This is a genomic window from Roseovarius halotolerans (assembly GCF_900172255.1).
Classification (GTDB): Bacteria; Pseudomonadota; Alphaproteobacteria; order Rhodobacterales; family Rhodobacteraceae; genus Roseovarius; species Roseovarius halotolerans.
In genome coordinates, this window is record NZ_FWFU01000002.1 from 466,350 (window position 1) to 481,067 (window position 14,718).

At 63.8% G+C, this 14,718-nt stretch carries 14 protein-coding genes and 1 riboswitch; of the genes, 8 read left to right on the top strand and 6 right to left on the bottom strand.

The features are described 5' to 3' along the window. Positions 1–42 precede the first annotated feature (42 nt). Entirely contained in the window at positions 43–294 is a 252-nt protein-coding gene (locus tag ROH8110_RS09310) for an EF-hand domain-containing protein (RefSeq protein WP_085817471.1), read from the top strand. Positions 295–439: 145 nt separating this feature from the next. Continuing rightward, a riboswitch (FMN riboswitch) is annotated at positions 440–605 on the top strand. An 87-nt stretch (positions 606–692) separates the two neighbouring features. After that, complete coding sequence (locus ROH8110_RS09315) at positions 693–1,130, top strand: 6,7-dimethyl-8-ribityllumazine synthase (protein WP_085817472.1); 438 nt, start codon at positions 693–695, stop codon at positions 1,128–1,130. A gap of 22 nt (positions 1,131–1,152) precedes the next feature. On the opposite strand, the gene ROH8110_RS09320 is transcribed toward ROH8110_RS09315, so the two are convergent. Further along, a complete protein-coding gene (locus ROH8110_RS09320; RefSeq protein ID WP_085817473.1) occupies positions 1,153–1,524 on the bottom strand; it encodes an HIT domain-containing protein in 372 nt (123 codons plus the stop codon). A gap of 12 nt (positions 1,525–1,536) precedes the next feature. Further along, positions 1,537–3,114: a DUF5928 domain-containing protein gene (locus ROH8110_RS09325; RefSeq protein ID WP_085817474.1), complete on the bottom strand. Its 1,578-nt coding sequence runs from the start codon at positions 3,112–3,114 to the stop codon at positions 1,537–1,539. A gap of 147 nt (positions 3,115–3,261) precedes the next feature. Between ROH8110_RS09325 and ROH8110_RS09330 the strand changes: the two genes are divergently transcribed. Then, on the top strand, positions 3,262–4,080 hold the full coding sequence (locus ROH8110_RS09330; protein WP_085817475.1) for a sulfotransferase family protein: 819 nt from the start codon (positions 3,262–3,264) through the stop codon (positions 4,078–4,080). A gap of 20 nt (positions 4,081–4,100) precedes the next feature. Here the strand turns inward: ROH8110_RS09330 and ROH8110_RS09335 are convergent, their stop codons facing one another. Both ROH8110_RS09335 and serB read right to left on the bottom strand, forming a co-directional pair. Next, positions 4,101–4,880, bottom strand: coding sequence for an ion transporter (locus ROH8110_RS09335; protein ID WP_085817476.1), 780 nt, complete (start codon positions 4,878–4,880; stop codon positions 4,101–4,103). A gap of 78 nt (positions 4,881–4,958) precedes the next feature. Continuing rightward, positions 4,959–5,831, bottom strand: a complete 873-nt coding sequence (gene serB / locus ROH8110_RS09340; protein WP_085817477.1) for a phosphoserine phosphatase SerB — start codon at positions 5,829–5,831, stop codon at positions 4,959–4,961. Positions 5,832–6,139: 308 nt separating this feature from the next. Between serB and ROH8110_RS09345 the strand changes: the two genes are divergently transcribed. The 4 genes from ROH8110_RS09345 to ROH8110_RS09360 all read left to right on the top strand — a co-directional run bounded on the left by ROH8110_RS09345 (position 6,140) and on the right by ROH8110_RS09360 (position 11,070). Continuing rightward, positions 6,140–7,294 (top strand): phosphoserine transaminase, encoded by a 1,155-nt coding sequence (locus ROH8110_RS09345; RefSeq protein WP_085817478.1) that lies wholly within the window; start codon positions 6,140–6,142, stop codon positions 7,292–7,294. 96 nt (positions 7,295–7,390) lie between these two features. Continuing rightward, positions 7,391–8,986, top strand: coding sequence for a phosphoglycerate dehydrogenase (serA, locus tag ROH8110_RS09350; RefSeq protein ID WP_085817479.1), 1,596 nt, complete (start codon positions 7,391–7,393; stop codon positions 8,984–8,986). A 93-nt stretch (positions 8,987–9,079) separates the two neighbouring features. Beyond that, a complete protein-coding gene (locus ROH8110_RS09355; RefSeq protein ID WP_085817480.1) occupies positions 9,080–9,817 on the top strand; it encodes a metallophosphoesterase in 738 nt (245 codons plus the stop codon). A gap of 77 nt (positions 9,818–9,894) precedes the next feature. Then, positions 9,895–11,070, top strand: coding sequence for an acetyl-CoA C-acyltransferase family protein (locus ROH8110_RS09360; RefSeq protein ID WP_085817481.1), 1,176 nt, complete (start codon positions 9,895–9,897; stop codon positions 11,068–11,070). A gap of 8 nt (positions 11,071–11,078) precedes the next feature. Here ROH8110_RS09360 and ROH8110_RS09365 read toward each other — a convergent pair whose 3' ends face one another. Continuing rightward, positions 11,079–11,651, bottom strand: coding sequence for a putative glycolipid-binding domain-containing protein (locus ROH8110_RS09365; RefSeq protein ID WP_085817482.1), 573 nt, complete (start codon positions 11,649–11,651; stop codon positions 11,079–11,081). A gap of 158 nt (positions 11,652–11,809) precedes the next feature. Between ROH8110_RS09365 and ROH8110_RS09370 the strand changes: the two genes are divergently transcribed. After that, on the top strand, positions 11,810–14,014 hold the full coding sequence (locus ROH8110_RS09370; RefSeq protein ID WP_085817483.1) for a response regulator: 2,205 nt from the start codon (positions 11,810–11,812) through the stop codon (positions 14,012–14,014). On the opposite strand, the gene yaaA is transcribed toward ROH8110_RS09370, so the two are convergent. Next, on the bottom strand, positions 13,954–14,715 hold the full coding sequence (gene yaaA / locus ROH8110_RS09375; RefSeq protein ID WP_085817484.1) for a peroxide stress protein YaaA: 762 nt from the start codon (positions 14,713–14,715) through the stop codon (positions 13,954–13,956). The two genes, ROH8110_RS09370 and yaaA, sit on opposite strands and share 61 nt — an antisense overlap. Between the last annotated feature and the right edge of the window lie 3 nt (positions 14,716–14,718).

Sequence of the window (14,718 nt, forward strand, 5' to 3'; positions counted from 1 at the left end):
TCGCGCCCTCGTCAATGACAACGTGAAAGAAGGACATTTCCCATGTTCAAGACAACGACCGCAGCAACCTTCGCTCTCGCTCTCGCACTGCCGGGCGCCGCACTGGCCAACATGGCCGACATGGATGCCGATGGCGACGGTGCCGTGACCATGTCGGAATTCCAGCAGGCCTATCCCGATGCGGAGGCCGGCACGTTCTCGGCGGTCGACACGAATGCCGATGGCAGCCTGACCGAAGAAGAGCTGACCGCCGCCATGGAAGCAGGCAAGCTGCCCGAGAAATCGGGCGGGTAATCCCCGGCCCGCCCGAGAAGGGCGCGCGCGCATCCCTTCCGCGCGCGCGCCGCTTCGACGATCCCCCGCGCCCGTGTCGCCCCTGGTGACGCGGGCGTTTCACGTCATGCGCCTTGCCAGCGCGTGGCTTTGCTGAAATGATCGGTGCTGTTCTCAGGGCGGGGTGAAATTCCCCACCGGCGGTAAGAGGCGCGCCAACCGGCGCATCCCGAGCCCGCGAGCGCCCCGGTATCATGGATCATGTCCGGGGGTCAGCAGATCTGGTGTGACTCCAGAGCCGACGGTTACAGTCCGGATGGAAGAGAACGTCAGGACCGGCGGGGCAATCATGCGCGCCCCGCGCCTTCCTGTCGTGCTGCGCCTTGGGTGAGACGTGTCGACAAGGAAAGGGACCTGCCATGACACACACCCGCTATGCATTCATCAAGGCCAATTGGCATGCCGATATCGTGGACCGCGCGCTTGAGGGGTTTCATGACCTCATCGCGCCCGAACAGGTGGATGTCTTCGATGTGCCCGGCGCGTTCGAGATGCCGCTGCTGGCGCGGGATCTGGCGTCAACCGGGCGCTATGGCGCGGTGGTGGCGGCGGCGCTGGTCGTGGATGGCGGCATTTATCGCCATGACTTCGTGGCGCAGGCCGTGGTGGACGGGCTGATGCGCGCGGGGCTGGACAGTGGCGTGCCGGTCTTGTCGGTGTCGCTGACGCCGCATCAATACCAGGATACGGCGCATCACAACGCCGTCTTCGCCGCGCATTTCGCCCAGAAGGGACGAGAGGCCGCCGAGGCGGCGCTGGCGATCGGGCGCACCCGCGCGGCGCTGAACGCCGCCTGAGGCCTGCCCCTGACTTTGCGGGTCAGTCCGGTTTCTGGAGCATCCGTCCCAGAGGGCGGCCCGCAAGGATATGGACATGCAGGTGCGGCACTTCCTGAACACCGGCCTCGCCCGCGTTCGCGATCATGCGAAAGCCGCCTTCGGCCACGCCCTTCATCCGGCACACCTCGCCGATGGCGCGGGTGAAATCGAGGATCTCGGCATCCGAGGCCTCTTGCGCGAAATGATCGTAGCAGACATAGGGCCCGCGCGGGATCACCAGCACATGCACCGGCGCCTGGGGCTCGATGTCGTTGAAGGCAAGGCTGTGCTCGGTTTCAAGGACGGTATCGTTGGGGATCTCGCCACGCAGGATCCTGGCAAAGATGTTCTGGTCGTCATAGGCATAGGGCATGGCGTCGGTTCCTCAGTCGGCAAAGAGATGCTCGCTTCGGGCAACCTCTAGCGCCTTGTCGGGGGAGATATCAAGAAAGCGCGCGATCAGGCTGGCATGCTGTTCGGGCTGATCGCCCTCGCGCAGGATCATCAGGTTGTCGAATTCGGCGTCGCGGATGCGGTCGCTTTCGAAATTGATGTCGCCGCGGATGGTGGGCAACAGGCGTTCCAGCGTCTCGGCCGGGGTCTGTTCACCGGCAAGGCCGACGCGCGTGGCATGGCCGGTCAGGAATTCATCCGAGAAATTGCACTGCACCTCGAGCATCTTCGTGGTCGAGCGGTCGCTGGCGAAATCATGCAGCAGATCGAGGCTGGCCGGGTCGATGCAGACGATCAGCCGGTCGGTATCGTAATAGTCGAACAGCATCCGCATCAGCGCCCGGCGGTGGCGCGTGCGCTTTTCAAGGCTGGCCTGAATGCCGCCGAGATCGGGCAAGGCGGTGTTCTCCTCGTTGAACAGGTATTCGATGGCGGGGACATTGGTGACCTTGCGCATCCGGTCGACCAGCCGCTTGGCGACATGCCATTTCTTGCACACCACGATCATCAGTTCACGATCGCGCCCAAGGGTGCTTTCGGTTTCCCAGAAGCGGCTGGCGAAGCGCCGTCCGATCCGGCCGCGCCCGGTCAGGAACTTGAACAGGCTGCGCCCCTCGTCCGATATCTGGAAACGCGCGGTGTCGTCTGCATAGAGCGCGCCGAGGCGCGATTTGAGCTCGACTGCCTCGGGGCTGATCTTGCGGGCAAAGAGCGCGTCCTGGCTGAGCAGCAGATCGTAATGGTCGTTATAGAAATTCACCGGCATCCCGTAATCGGTGAACATGAGAAAGGTCAGCGTGCGGGTGCGAATCTCGTTCTCGGGGACAAGGTGGCGCACCACGGTCTGAAAGAATGTCTCGTCGGGAATCCATGTGGTGCGGAAAAACCGCATCACGTCGCGCCGGGTGCGGGTGAAATTGAGGATCCATTCCACCGTGCGGCGGCGCAGGCACCACCATTGGCTGCCGATCTGCACCTGTATGTCATGCGGGATCGCCCGCGTCAGGCCCAGCCATTTCTGCAGCGCGAACGTGGCGTAGTATCGTTTGGGCTGCCGGCGTTCGTTGAAGAAATGCCGGTAGATCAGCCGCTCTTCCTTGATCCCGGTCTTGATCCAGTCGCTTTCGAAGTAATCGAAGCTCTCGATGTAGTCGACATCGTGTGAATCAAGGAAATCATGGGTATAGGCGGCCGATTTGATCGCCGCGCAATCGCCCGAGAGCATGTAGAAATGGGTGGCGCGCGGAAAGGCGTCGATCGCCGCCTCGAGCGCGTTCAGCGTGGCCTGCACGAGCGACCACTCGCCCCAGCCGCAGCGGATACGCTTGCGGGCAAAGGTCACGTTGGGATTGTCGGCAAGCGCCGCCTTGATGCGGGCGAAATGCTCGGGTTTGGCGCGGGCGTCGAAATGGATCGACATGTAGTCCCCGGCCGCCGTCAGCATCCGGGCCTGTCCAATGATCGCGTCCGGATCCTTGTGACACAGAAGTATGAACGCGATTTTTGCCATATTGAAAACAGATTACCGAAAGCTGCCAGAACCGTTTACATTGATAGACGTGAACGGGAATTGAATAAACAGGCTTTCTCTGCTTTTTTGAACGGGTTAGTAACAGGCGCGGCGATACGTTGGCCGCATGGTTTGGAGACGGCTGGCATGGGATTTCCCGGAACATGGATGACCGAAAGCGAAAGCGTGGTCTACCGAGTGGTGCCCAAATGCGCCTGCTCAACCATCGGTCAGATCATGTATTATTCGGATCACGGGGCATTCTTCGACGGCGACATCCATGACGCCACCGAGGGGCTGCACAAGTGGTCGCGCGACGAAAGCCAGCCGCTGATAAGCGCCAATGTGAAGACCCACAGTTCCTATGCGTTCACCTGCGTGCGCAATCCCTATACCCGCATCCTGTCCAGCTTTTTCGACAAGATCTGCGGGATTCAGCGCAACGGCAAACGCTATCGCGGCAAGCTGGTGCCGCTGTTGATCCAGAAATACGGGATCGAGGTTGGCGGAGATGACGGCAAGCAGGAATTCGACCAGATCAAGAGCTTCCGCCGCTTCCTGCTGTTCACGCGCGACACCATCCGCTGGCGTCGCCCGATGGAGCCCGATATCCATTGGTCAGCCATGTCGGGCCATGTGTCGACCTTCATCGTGAATGGCGGCAAGTATGACCGGATCGTCTGGACCGAGAGTTTCAACGACGGCATGCAGCAGGTTCTCGATGCGCTCAACACCCCGCACAAGGTCGACCTGAAGAAGATCCCGCGTTTCAACGAATCCGAAGGCCACGGCCCCAAGCGCGCGCACCCGGTCGAGGATTATTTCGACGATCTCTCGATGCACCTCATGCGCGAGATCTATCACCGCGATTTCAACCTGTTCAAATACGATTTCGACGACCCCTCCAACAAGATGCCGATCGGCGAGATCGACCTTGACGAGGTACACGCGAAACTGGGCGAGTAGGCGCAGCAACCCGGCCTGTTTCAGCGCTTGCCGCGATCCTGGAGCAGCGTCTCGATCCGCTCGAGGCGGGCGAAGACCTCATCGCGATAGCTGTCGGTTTTCTCGGCGTCTTCCGCGTGGTGGGCATCCTGCATCGAATTGACGATCAGGCCGACAACAAGGTTCACCACCGCAAAGGTCGTCACGAGGATGAACGGCACGAAGAACAGCCAGGCGTGGGGGTAGACCTCCATCACCGGGCGCACGATGCCCATCGACCAGCTTTCCAGCGTCATGATCTGAAACAGCGAGTAGCCCGAACGCCCCAGCGTGCCGAACCATTCGGGGAAGGTCGCGCCGAACAGCTTGGTCGCCATGACCGAGGCGATATAGAAGATGATCCCCATCAGAAGGAAAACCGAGCCCATGCCGGGCAATGCGCTCATCAGCCCCTCGACCACGCGCCGCAGCGAGGGCGTGACCGACAGCACCCGCAAAAGACGCAGGATGCGCAGGGCGCGCAAGACGCTGAGGCCCTGTGCCGCGGGTATGAGCGAGATGCCGACGATCACGAAATCGAAGATGCCCCAGCCGCTGCGGAAGAAACCGGCGCCGCGGGCATAGATCTTGGCGGCGATCTCGATCACGAAGATGGCAAGGCAGATCGTGTCCAGGGTGACGATCAGCGGTCCGGCGACGGCCATGATCTCGTCCGAGGTCTCCATCCCCAGGATGGCGGCGTTGAACAGGATCACGGCAAGGATGAAATTCTGGACGCCGCGCTTGTCGATCAGGGCGCCGATCTTCTGTCGTGATGTCATGGTTGCCTGACTGCCTGCCTGAGTTCCGGTTGTCGCCCATATGGGGCGGCGCGCGGCCCGCCGCAAGCGGCGCGCCCGTCAGATGCCGACAAAGCCGTCGCGCGCATAGCCCTGAAGATAGAGCAGCGCCGTCAGATCGCCGTGATTGATGCGGATGTCGCATTGCGCCGCGACCGAGGGTTTCGCATGCAGCGCGACCCCGGTGCCCGCCAGGCCCAGCATCCCCAGGTCGTTCGCCCCGTCCCCCACCGCGATCACATCGGCATGGCCGATGCCGCGCCGCGCGCTGATGGCGCGCAATGCGTCGATCTTGGCCTCGCGCCCGAGGATCGGCCTCGCGACCTCGCCGGTCAGGCGGCCCGCTTCGATCAGCAATGTGTTGGCGCGGTTCTCGTCAAACCCGAGATCGGCGGCGACCTTTGCGGTAAACGCCGTGAACCCGCCCGACACCAGAACGCAATGCGCGCCATTGGCCTGCATCGTCGCCACCAGGGCCTTGCCGCCGGGCATGTAGGAGATGCGCGACGCCAGGACCTCGTCGATCATGCCCGCATCCAGCCCCTTCAGAAGCGCCACGCGTTCGATCAGCGCGCCCTCGAAATCAAGCTCGCCATTCATGGCGCGCGCGGTGATCTCCCTGACATGCGTGCCGGCACCGGCGACCTCGGCCAGCTCGTCGATGCATTCCTGCTCGATCATGGTGCTGTCCATATCCGCCAGCAGCATGGATTTGCGCCGCCCCTCGGCGGGCTGGACCACCAGGTCGACCTGTTGCTGCTGAAGGTCGGACCAGACATCCCAGCGGTTCGCAGGGATCACCGCCATCGCGAATTCCGCCGCCTCGTCGGGCGCAAGCCATTGCGCATCCCCCCCGCCCCATGCGTTGCGCAGCGAGTCGACAAGGGCGGGATCAAGCGCGCCCGCGGGCGCGATCAGCGTGGCGATATACATGGCGGCCTCTGGATTGCGATGCGGCTTTGGCATAGCGCAGCGCCGCCCAAGGTTCCAGCTTCAAAGAAGACGACGTGCCCGCCCGCCCCTTCATCTGGCCTCAAATACCTCGGGGGGTCCCGGGGGGCTGGCCCCCCGGCCTCGGCCCGGAGCACAGGTTTCCGATAATAGCCGCACGCGTCGCATTTAATCGCCCAAGCGGCGCGGATGCGTCATTTCTGCACTTGCGAAGCGCCCCCCCTGGCCGTATCTCCGTGCGTGGGACACCCCTCCCCAACGAGGGGCGCTTATCTGGAAGGATAGCACAAATGGCTATGCAACAACCGGCGACGCGGCCGGCCAATCCGCGTTTTTCCTCTGGCCCCTGCGCCAAACCCCCCGCATTCGCACTGGACAAGCTGGCAGACGCGCCCCTGGGCCGCAGCCACCGCGCCGCCGTCGGCAAGGCCAAGCTGAAGGCCGCCATCGAGGGCACGCGCGAAGTCCTCGGCATTCCCGACGACTACCGGATCGCAATCGTTCCGGCTTCGGATACGGGCGCCATGGAAATGGCGATGTGGAACCTGCTGGGCGCACGCAAGGCCGAGATGCTGGCCTGGGAAAGTTTCGGCGCGGGCTGGGTCACCGACGTGGTCAAGCAGCTGAAGCTCGATGCCGAGGTAAAAGAGGCCCCCTATGGCGAGATCGTCGATCTTGACGGGGTCGATACGGATAATGACGTGGTGTTCACCTGGAACGGCACCACCAGCGGCGCGCGCGTGCCCAATGGCGACTGGATCAAACCCGACCGCGAGGGGCTGACGATCTGCGACGCCACCTCGGCGGCCTTCGCCCAGCGCCTGCCCTGGGACAAGCTGGATGTGACCACCTTCAGCTGGCAGAAGGTTCTGGGCGGCGAAGCGGCGCATGGGATGCTGGTGCTCAGCCCCCGCGCGGTCGAGCGGCTGGAGACCTACACCCCGGCATGGCCCCTGCCCAAGATCTTCCGCCTGACCAAGGGCGGCAAGCTGATCGAGGGGATTTTCGTGGGCGAGACGATCAACACGCCGTCGATGCTGGCGGTCGAGGATTACCTGCTCGCGCTGGACTGGGCGCGCGAGGTCGGCGGGCTTGAGGGGCTGCGCGAACGCGCCTATGCCAACCTGGCCGCCGTGCAGGCCTTCGTTGCGGAAAACGAGTGGCTGGCCTTCCTGGTCGAACAGCCGGAATACCGCTCGAACACCAGCGTCTGCCTCAAGTTCACCGATGATCGGATCACCGATGGCGCGGCTTTCGCCAAGGCCGTGGTCAAGCGGCTGGACGCCGAAGGCGTGGCATATGACATCGGTGCCTATCGCGATGCGCCTCCGGGTCTGCGGATCTGGTGCGGCGGCACGGTGGAAGCCAGCGATGTCGCGGCGCTGATGCCCTGGATCAAATGGGCCTTCGAGACCGAGATCGAGGCTTTGGCCGACGCCGCGTGAGGCGCAGCCGAAGGGCTCTTCGGACGTGATCAGACTTCAGGGCGCGCGGTTGTTCCGCGCGCCACCCCCCTCCCAAATTTTCAAAGGACCAGGAAAATGGCTCCCAAGGTACTCGTCTCCGACAAACTCTCCGAAACCGCCGTCCAGATCTTTCGTGACCGTGGCATCGACGTGGATTTCATGCCCGATCTGGGCAAGGACAAGGAAAAGCTGGCCGAGGTGATCGGCCAGTATGACGGCCTTGCCATCCGCTCGGCCACCAAGGTCACGCCGACCATCCTCGAGGCTGCGACCAATCTCAAGGTGGTGGGCCGCGCCGGGATCGGCACCGACAACGTGGACAAGGACGCGGCCAGCAAGAAGGGCGTGATCGTGATGAACACGCCTTTCGGCAACATGATCACCACCGCAGAACATGCCATCGCGATGATGTTCGCCGTGGCGCGCCAGATCCCCGAGGCCAGCGTCTCGACTCAGGCCGGCAAGTGGGAGAAATCCAAGTTCATGGGCACCGAGCTGACCGGCAAGACCCTGGGCGTGATCGGTGCGGGCAATATCGGCGGCATCGTCTGTGATCGCGCGCGCGGTCTCAAGATGAAGGTCGTGGCCTATGATCCCTTCCTCGGGCAGGAGAAGGCCGACAAGATGGGCGTGGAAAAGGTGGAGCTGGACGAACTGCTGGCGCGCGCCGATTTCATCACGCTGCATGTGCCGCTGACCGATCAGACCCGCAACATCCTGAGCCGTGAGAACCTTGAAAAGACCAAGAAGGGCGTGCGGATCATCAACTGCGCACGTGGCGGACTGGTCGATGAAGAGGCGCTGGCCGATCTGCTGAAATCCGGCCATGTGGCCGGGGCCGGTTTCGACGTCTTCGCCGTGGAACCCGCCACCGAGAACCCGCTTTTCGGCTTGCCCAACGTGGTCTGCACCCCGCATCTGGGCGCGGCCACCACGGAGGCGCAGGAGAACGTCGCGCTGCAGGTGGCCGAGCAGATGTCGGATTACCTGCTGACCGGCGCCGTGACCAATGCCCTCAACATGCCCTCGGTCACCGCCGAAGAGGCCAAGGTGATGGGCCCCTGGATCAAGCTTTCAGATCATCTGGGCAATTTCATCGGTCAGATGACGGACGAGCCGATCAAGGCGATCAACATCCTTTATGACGGTGTCGTTTCGGAGATGAACCTTGAGGCGCTGACCTGTTCCGCCATTGCCGGGATCATGAAATCGGTCAACCCGGACGTGAACATGGTGTCGGCCCCGGTCGTCGCCAAGGAGCGCGGCGTCAAGATCAGCACCACCAAGCAGGACAAGTCGGGCGCCTTCGAGGGCTATATCAAGCTCACGGTCGTGACCGACAAGCGCGAGCGCTCGATCGGTGGCACGGTGTTCAGCGACGGCAAGCCGCGCTTCATCCAGATCAAGGGCATCAACATCGATGCCGAGATCGGGGCGCATATGCTTTATACCACCAACCGCGACGAGCCGGGGATCATCGGCACGCTTGGCCAGTTGATGGGCGAGCGCGGCGTGAACATCGCGAACTTCACGCTTGGGCGCTCGAATGCGGGCGGCGAGGCGATCGCGCTGCTGTATGTCGATGCGCCGATTGACGCGACGATCATCAAGACGCTGGAAGATACCGGCAAGTTCCAACAGGTACGCCCGCTGGAATTCGACGTGGGCTGAGGCCTTTCGGAACCCGATTGAAGACGGCCCGGCCCGCTTGGTCCGGGCCGTTTTTCCTTTGCAACCCGGCAGTGGCTGCGCGATGCTCGACCGATGAACGCAGCGGTTTACGTCATCGGAGACATTCACGGTCAGAGGGCCATGCTGGAAGAGGCCCTGACCCGTATCGACGCCGATGGCGGCGCGGGAGCGAAGGTGGTGTTCCTGGGCGACCTGGTGGATCGCGGGCCCGACAGCCGGGGTGTGATCGACATCATCATCGAAGGGATCGCGCAGGGCCGGGACTGGATCGTGCTCAAGGGCAATCACGATGATTACGTGAGCCGGTTTCTCGATCAGGGGGATGCCCATGCCAGCAAGGGTCATCCCGGACTGCCGTGGTTCGACCCGCGGCTGGGCGGCGATGCAACGATGGCGAGCTATGGTGTCGCGACCGCGGAGCGCAAGATCGCCGACATTCTAGAGGATGCCTGCGCGGCGGTGCCAAGGGCGCATCGCGAGTTCATCGCCGGGCTGCCGCTCTGGCATGAGTCGGGCGGGTTGTTGTTCGTGCATGCGGGCATCCGCCCCGGCGTGCCGCTGGCCAAGCAGAGCACCGAGGACCTGATGTGGATCCGCGAGCCCTTTCTGAGCTGGCCAGAGCGCCACCCGTGGCTGGTGGTGCACGGTCACACCGCGCTGGATTTCCCGCATCACTACGGCAACCGTGTCAATCTTGACGGCGGTGCCGGGTGGGGCCGCCCTTTGTTTCCGGCGGTGTTCGAGGGGCGCGAATGCTGCCTTCTGAGCGGCGGCGGGCGGATGCGCCTGCCCGCCAATCCCGAGGTCTGACGGGACGTCCCGGTTGCCATTCGCGCGCCCGCACCGATAGGGTCGGGACAGGATTTCATCACAGCAGGGACGACACCATGACCGAGATCGTGATTCTGGATGGTGCGCGCAGCGCGATAGGCACATTCGGCGGATCGCTGGCGGGCACCCCGCCCAGCCAATTGGGCGCAACCGTGGTCCGCGCGGCAATGGAGCGCGCGGGCGTCGAGCCGGACCAGATCGGCCATGTGGTCTTTGGCCATGTGATCAACACCGAGCCCAAAGACATGTATCTGAGCCGGGTCGCCGCCATCGACGCGGGCATCCCCGACACGACACCGGCGATGAACGTGAACCGGCTGTGCGGGTCAGGCGCGCAGGCCATCGTCTCGGCGGCGCAGTCGCTGATGCTGGGTGATGCGGATTTCGCACTGGCGGGGGGCGCCGAGAACATGAGCCGATCGCCTTTCATCGTCCCCGACCAACGCTGGGGCGCCAAGATGGGCGATGTGCGCACGCTCGACATGATGCTGGGCGCGCTCAACTGTCCGTTCGGCACCGGGCATATGGGCGTCACCGCCGAGAATGTCGCCGCCGAGCATGACATCGACCGCGCGGCGCAGGACGCGTTTGCGCTGGAAAGCCAGACGCGCGCGGCGGCGGCTATCGAGGCGGGTCATTTCAAGGACCAGATCGTCCCGATCGAGGTGCGCGTGAAGCGCGACACCGTCGCTTTTGACACCGACGAACACCCCAAGTCGACCACCGCCGAGGCTCTGGCCGGGCTGCGTCCCGCCTTTCAGAAGGACGGCACGGTCACGGCGGGCAATGCCAGCGGCATCAATGACGGCGCGGCGGCGATGGTGCTGGCCCGCGCCGAGGCGGCCGAGGCCTCCGGGTTGAAACCGCGCGCGCGAATCCTGGGTTATGCCACGGCCGGCGTGCGCCCTGAGGTAATGGGCATCGGCCCCGTGCCTGCGGTCGAGAAGCTACTGGAACGCACCGGACTGAGCGCCGGGGATTTCGACGTGATCGAATCGAACGAGGCTTTCGCGGCGCAGGCATTGGCGGTGAACAAGGCGCTTGGTCTCGATGGCGCGCGGGTCAATCCCAATGGCGGTGCCATCGCGCTTGGCCATCCGGTCGGCGCGACCGGCGCGATCATCACCATCAAGGCGCTTTACGAGCTTGAGCGCATCGGCGGCAAGCGGGCGCTTGTGACCATGTGCATTGGCGGCGGTCAGGGGATCGCGCTGGCGCTGGAGCGGATCTGAGGGCCGGTTCAGGCGGGTTCGACCGTGCCTTCCCAAAGGCCGGGATAGAGCGTGACAAAGCCCGATGAGTCCACATCGAGGTGGAATGAACTGCCGGTCTGCTCTGCCTGGTAGAGCACATGCGCCAGCGTGCCGCCCGCGGAATAGGTCTGATCGAGCGGTTCGAGCCGGGTTCCGGGATAGAGCAGCCATGCGGCGCGGGTCGTCAGGCTGGGCGCGCTTTGCTCGGCGAGGCGCCGCAGGGGCATGAGGTTCGTGGCCGGAGTAAAGGACAGGTCGAGGTCCCAGGCCTGCCCTACCTGGGGCTGGGCTTCGCCGTTCATGAGCCAGTGGCCCTTGTCGCATTCCAGCTGAATGCGGATTTCGCGACCTTCATGGACCCCGGCGATATCGGCGCTCTGGGTCTGCCAGCCGCGATCGCAGCGCAGGATGTAATCGAGAGCCGCAAAGCCGGATTCATCGCGAAACCGCGCATGGCCCAGAAGAACCCAGCCGTGATCGGTCTGCGAGAGGGTGCATTTGTCCTCGCCCTCGCCATCGAGCGCGCGCCAATGGGCGGTGGCCACCTGCTGACCTGTCATTGCTTGCGCGCCTCCTGCGAATGATTGGTTGCACCACAGGTTAGGCCGCGAGAGGGGGCGGCATCAAGCCCGCGCGGAGGGCGCGATTTAACAGGATTTTCACCATAGTGGCAGATGCTCTGCCTGTTCTCGGGTGACAGGGTTGACGGAGATAAGGCATGAGCCTTGCCAACAAACTGGCGGAAGAGCGCCGCGCGCGGCTGGCGGCGCAGCGGCTTCTGGAGCAGAAGCAGGCCGAGCTCCAGGCCGCCAACCGCAAACTTGGCAAGCATGCGATGCGGCTTTCGGACGAGATCGTCTCGACCCGTGCAGAGGTCGAAACCGTGCGCGACGAGAACCGCCGCGTGAAATCCGACCTGACCGCCGCCAACCAGAAGGTCGAGATCGCCGAGCGCCGTCTGTGGCATTCGATCCAGGCGTTCCAGGACGGGTTCGCCGTGTTCGATGCCGAAAGCCTGCTGATCGCGGCCAACCACGCCTGGCTGTCGGTGTTCGACGGTCTCGAGGCGGTGCGCCCCGGCATCCGCTATGTCGAGATCCTTCAGATCCTGACCGAGGAAGGTATTGTCGATATCGGCAAGACCGACCCGGCAGAGTGGCGCGAAAGGATGCTGGACCGCTGGCAAGGCAACGACCCCGCGCCCGAGGTGATCCGCTTGTGGAACGGCGCCTATATCAAGCTGATCGACGAGCGCGGGCAGGATGGCGACGTGGTGAACCTGGCGCTGAACATCACCGACACGATCCGCTACGAAAAGGAACTGAAGGAAGCACGGCGCAGGGCCGAGGATTCGAGCCGGGCGAAATCCTCGTTCCTGGCGAATATGAGCCATGAGATCCGCACGCCGATGAATGGCGTGGTGGGCATGGCCGAACTGCTGATGGAAACCGGACTGACGGCGGAACAACGGCTTTACGCCGACACGATCCGCAATTCGGGCGAAGCGCTGTTGGTGATCATCAACGATGTGCTGGATTACTCCAAGATCGAGGCCGGCAAGCTGGTTCTGCACCAGGAAGCGTTCGACCTGGAACGCGCGGTGCTGGAACTGGTGATGCTGATGCAGGCCAATGCGCGAAGCAAGGGGCTGGACCTGCTGGTGGATTACGACATGTTCCTGCCCTCGCGCTTTACCGGCGATCCGGGGCGTATCCGGCAGGTGCTGACCAACCTCATGGGCAACGCGATGAAGTTCACCAGCGAGGGTCATGTTCTGGTCCGGGTGGTCGGCATGCCCTTCGAGGCGGACGGACAGGCGAAGCTGCACATCACGGTCGAGGATACCGGCATCGGGATCGCGCCCGACAAGGTCCAGCACATATTCGGCGAATTCAACCAGGTCGAGGATGCCCAGAACCGCAAGTTCGAGGGCACGGGGCTGGGTCTTTCGATCTCGAAGAAGCTGGTGGCGTTGATGGGCGGCGATATCTGGGTGGAATCGACCGAGGGGTGCGGATCGAGCTTTGGTATCGCGCTGACCCTGCCCGTCGAGACGCCGCTCGATACCGAATTGCTGCGCGTCCCGCCGGGAATCAGGCGGGTGCTGATCGTGGAGCCGAACGAGACCAGCCGGGCAGTTCTGGAAAAGCAGCTTGGGGTGCTCGGGCTTGAGACGGTCGCCTGCGCCAGTGCCGCAGCGGCGCTGGAGCGGCTGGAAGAGGTCGACCTGGTGCTGAGCGATCATCACATGCGGGAGATGGACGGGATGGAACTGGCCGAGGCGCTGCGCGAGGGCGGTCACGACATGCCGGTCATCGTGCTGAGCGCATCCATCGGCAGCGCCGAGCAGGACCCCGCGCGGCGGTTCGTGCAGGCCGTGGTGCAAAAACCGGTTTCGCGCCCGGACCTGTTGGCGGCGCTGCAATCGGTGGCACCCGAGGTGGCGGAGGAGGCCGAAGCGTCGCGCGCGATGCGGGTGCTGGCTGCCGAGGACAACCGCACCAACCGACTGGTCTTTTCAAAGATGGTGCAGGCGCTGGATATCGAGCTGGAATTCGCCGAGGACGGGGCGCAGGCGGTGGCGCTTTTCCAGTCGTTCCGGCCCGATATCGTTTTCATGGACATCTCGATGCCGGGGATGGACGGCAAGGAGGCAACCGCGCATATCCGCGCCATCGAGGAACGTGGCGGCGGGCATGTGCCCATCGTGGCGATGACGGCGCATGCGATGGACGGGGACGAGGCCGGGATCATCGGTGCCGGACTCGATCATTACCTGACGAAGCCGCTGCGCAAGGAAGCGATCCTGGGCCAGATCCGCGAGGCGCGCCCGAAGGCGGCACGCCCGCCCGAGATGCCGGATCAATCCGACGGGGCGCGCAGGAATACCGGCCTTGCGGGTGAGGACATGGCGGCGACGTAGCGATAACCGCCAGTGTCGAAATCGCAAAGCGCCTCGGGGTCCGTCAGGCGGTGCTGGATGATGAAGCGGGCCATCGCGCCGCGGGCGCGCTTGGCATAGAAGCTGACGATCTTGGGGCCGCCCGGTTTTTCCTCCATGAAGACCGGGGTGATCACGCGCAGCTTCAGCGCATCCAGATCGACGGCGCCGAAATATTCCTGGCTGGCGCAGTTCACGAGCACGTCCGAGCGCACCGCTTGGGCCTGTTCATTGAGCGCCCCGGCAATCCTGTCGCCCCAGTAATCATAGAGCGTCCTGCCCTTTTCGGTTTTCAGGCGGCTGCCCATTTCCAGCCGGTAGGGGCGGATCGCGTCAAGCGGGCGAAGAATGCCGTAGAGGCCCGACAGGATGCGGAAATGATCCTGCGCCCAGGCAAGTTCATCGGCATCGAGCGAGGAGGCCTCGAGCCCCAGATAGGTGTCGCCCGCAAAGGTCAGAGCGGCGGGTTTCTCGGGCAGGTCCTCAAAGCCGCAGAACCTGTCACGGTTGAGACGGGCGAGGTTCTCGCTGATCTTCATCAGCTTTCGCAGGTCATCGACCGATAGCCCTTGCGCCACCTCGGCCAGTTCATCGGCCTGCGCCTGAAAGGCGGGGCGCGTGGGTTCGATCCCCGGAACGGGATCGGTGTTCATCTTCTTGGCAGGCGAGACGACGACCAGCATGTT

Excerpts from the sequence above, each read along its gene's own strand:
- ROH8110_RS09310 (WP_085817471.1), top strand. The coding sequence starts at position 43 with ATGTTCAAGACAACGACCGCAGCAACCTTCGCTCTCGCTCTCGCACTG.
- ROH8110_RS09360 (WP_085817481.1), top strand. The coding sequence starts at position 9,895 with ATGACCGAGATCGTGATTCTGGATGGTGCGCGCAGCGCGATAGGCACA.
- ROH8110_RS09325 (WP_085817474.1), bottom strand. The coding sequence starts at position 3,114 with ATGGCAAAAATCGCGTTCATACTTCTGTGTCACAAGGATCCGGACGCG.
- ROH8110_RS09355 (WP_085817480.1), top strand. The coding sequence starts at position 9,080 with ATGAACGCAGCGGTTTACGTCATCGGAGACATTCACGGTCAGAGGGCC.
- ROH8110_RS09370 (WP_085817483.1), top strand. The coding sequence starts at position 11,810 with ATGAGCCTTGCCAACAAACTGGCGGAAGAGCGCCGCGCGCGGCTGGCG.
- ROH8110_RS09315 (WP_085817472.1), top strand. The coding sequence starts at position 693 with ATGACACACACCCGCTATGCATTCATCAAGGCCAATTGGCATGCCGAT.
- serB (WP_085817477.1), bottom strand. The coding sequence starts at position 5,831 with ATGTATATCGCCACGCTGATCGCGCCCGCGGGCGCGCTTGATCCCGCC.
- yaaA (WP_085817484.1), bottom strand. The coding sequence starts at position 14,715 with ATGCTGGTCGTCGTCTCGCCTGCCAAGAAGATGAACACCGATCCCGTT.
- ROH8110_RS09320 (WP_085817473.1), bottom strand. The coding sequence starts at position 1,524 with ATGCCCTATGCCTATGACGACCAGAACATCTTTGCCAGGATCCTGCGT.
- ROH8110_RS09365 (WP_085817482.1), bottom strand. The coding sequence starts at position 11,651 with ATGACAGGTCAGCAGGTGGCCACCGCCCATTGGCGCGCGCTCGATGGC.
- ROH8110_RS09335 (WP_085817476.1), bottom strand. The coding sequence starts at position 4,880 with ATGACATCACGACAGAAGATCGGCGCCCTGATCGACAAGCGCGGCGTC.
- ROH8110_RS09345 (WP_085817478.1), top strand. The coding sequence starts at position 6,140 with ATGGCTATGCAACAACCGGCGACGCGGCCGGCCAATCCGCGTTTTTCC.
- ROH8110_RS09330 (WP_085817475.1), top strand. The coding sequence starts at position 3,262 with ATGGGATTTCCCGGAACATGGATGACCGAAAGCGAAAGCGTGGTCTAC.
- serA (WP_085817479.1), top strand. The coding sequence starts at position 7,391 with ATGGCTCCCAAGGTACTCGTCTCCGACAAACTCTCCGAAACCGCCGTC.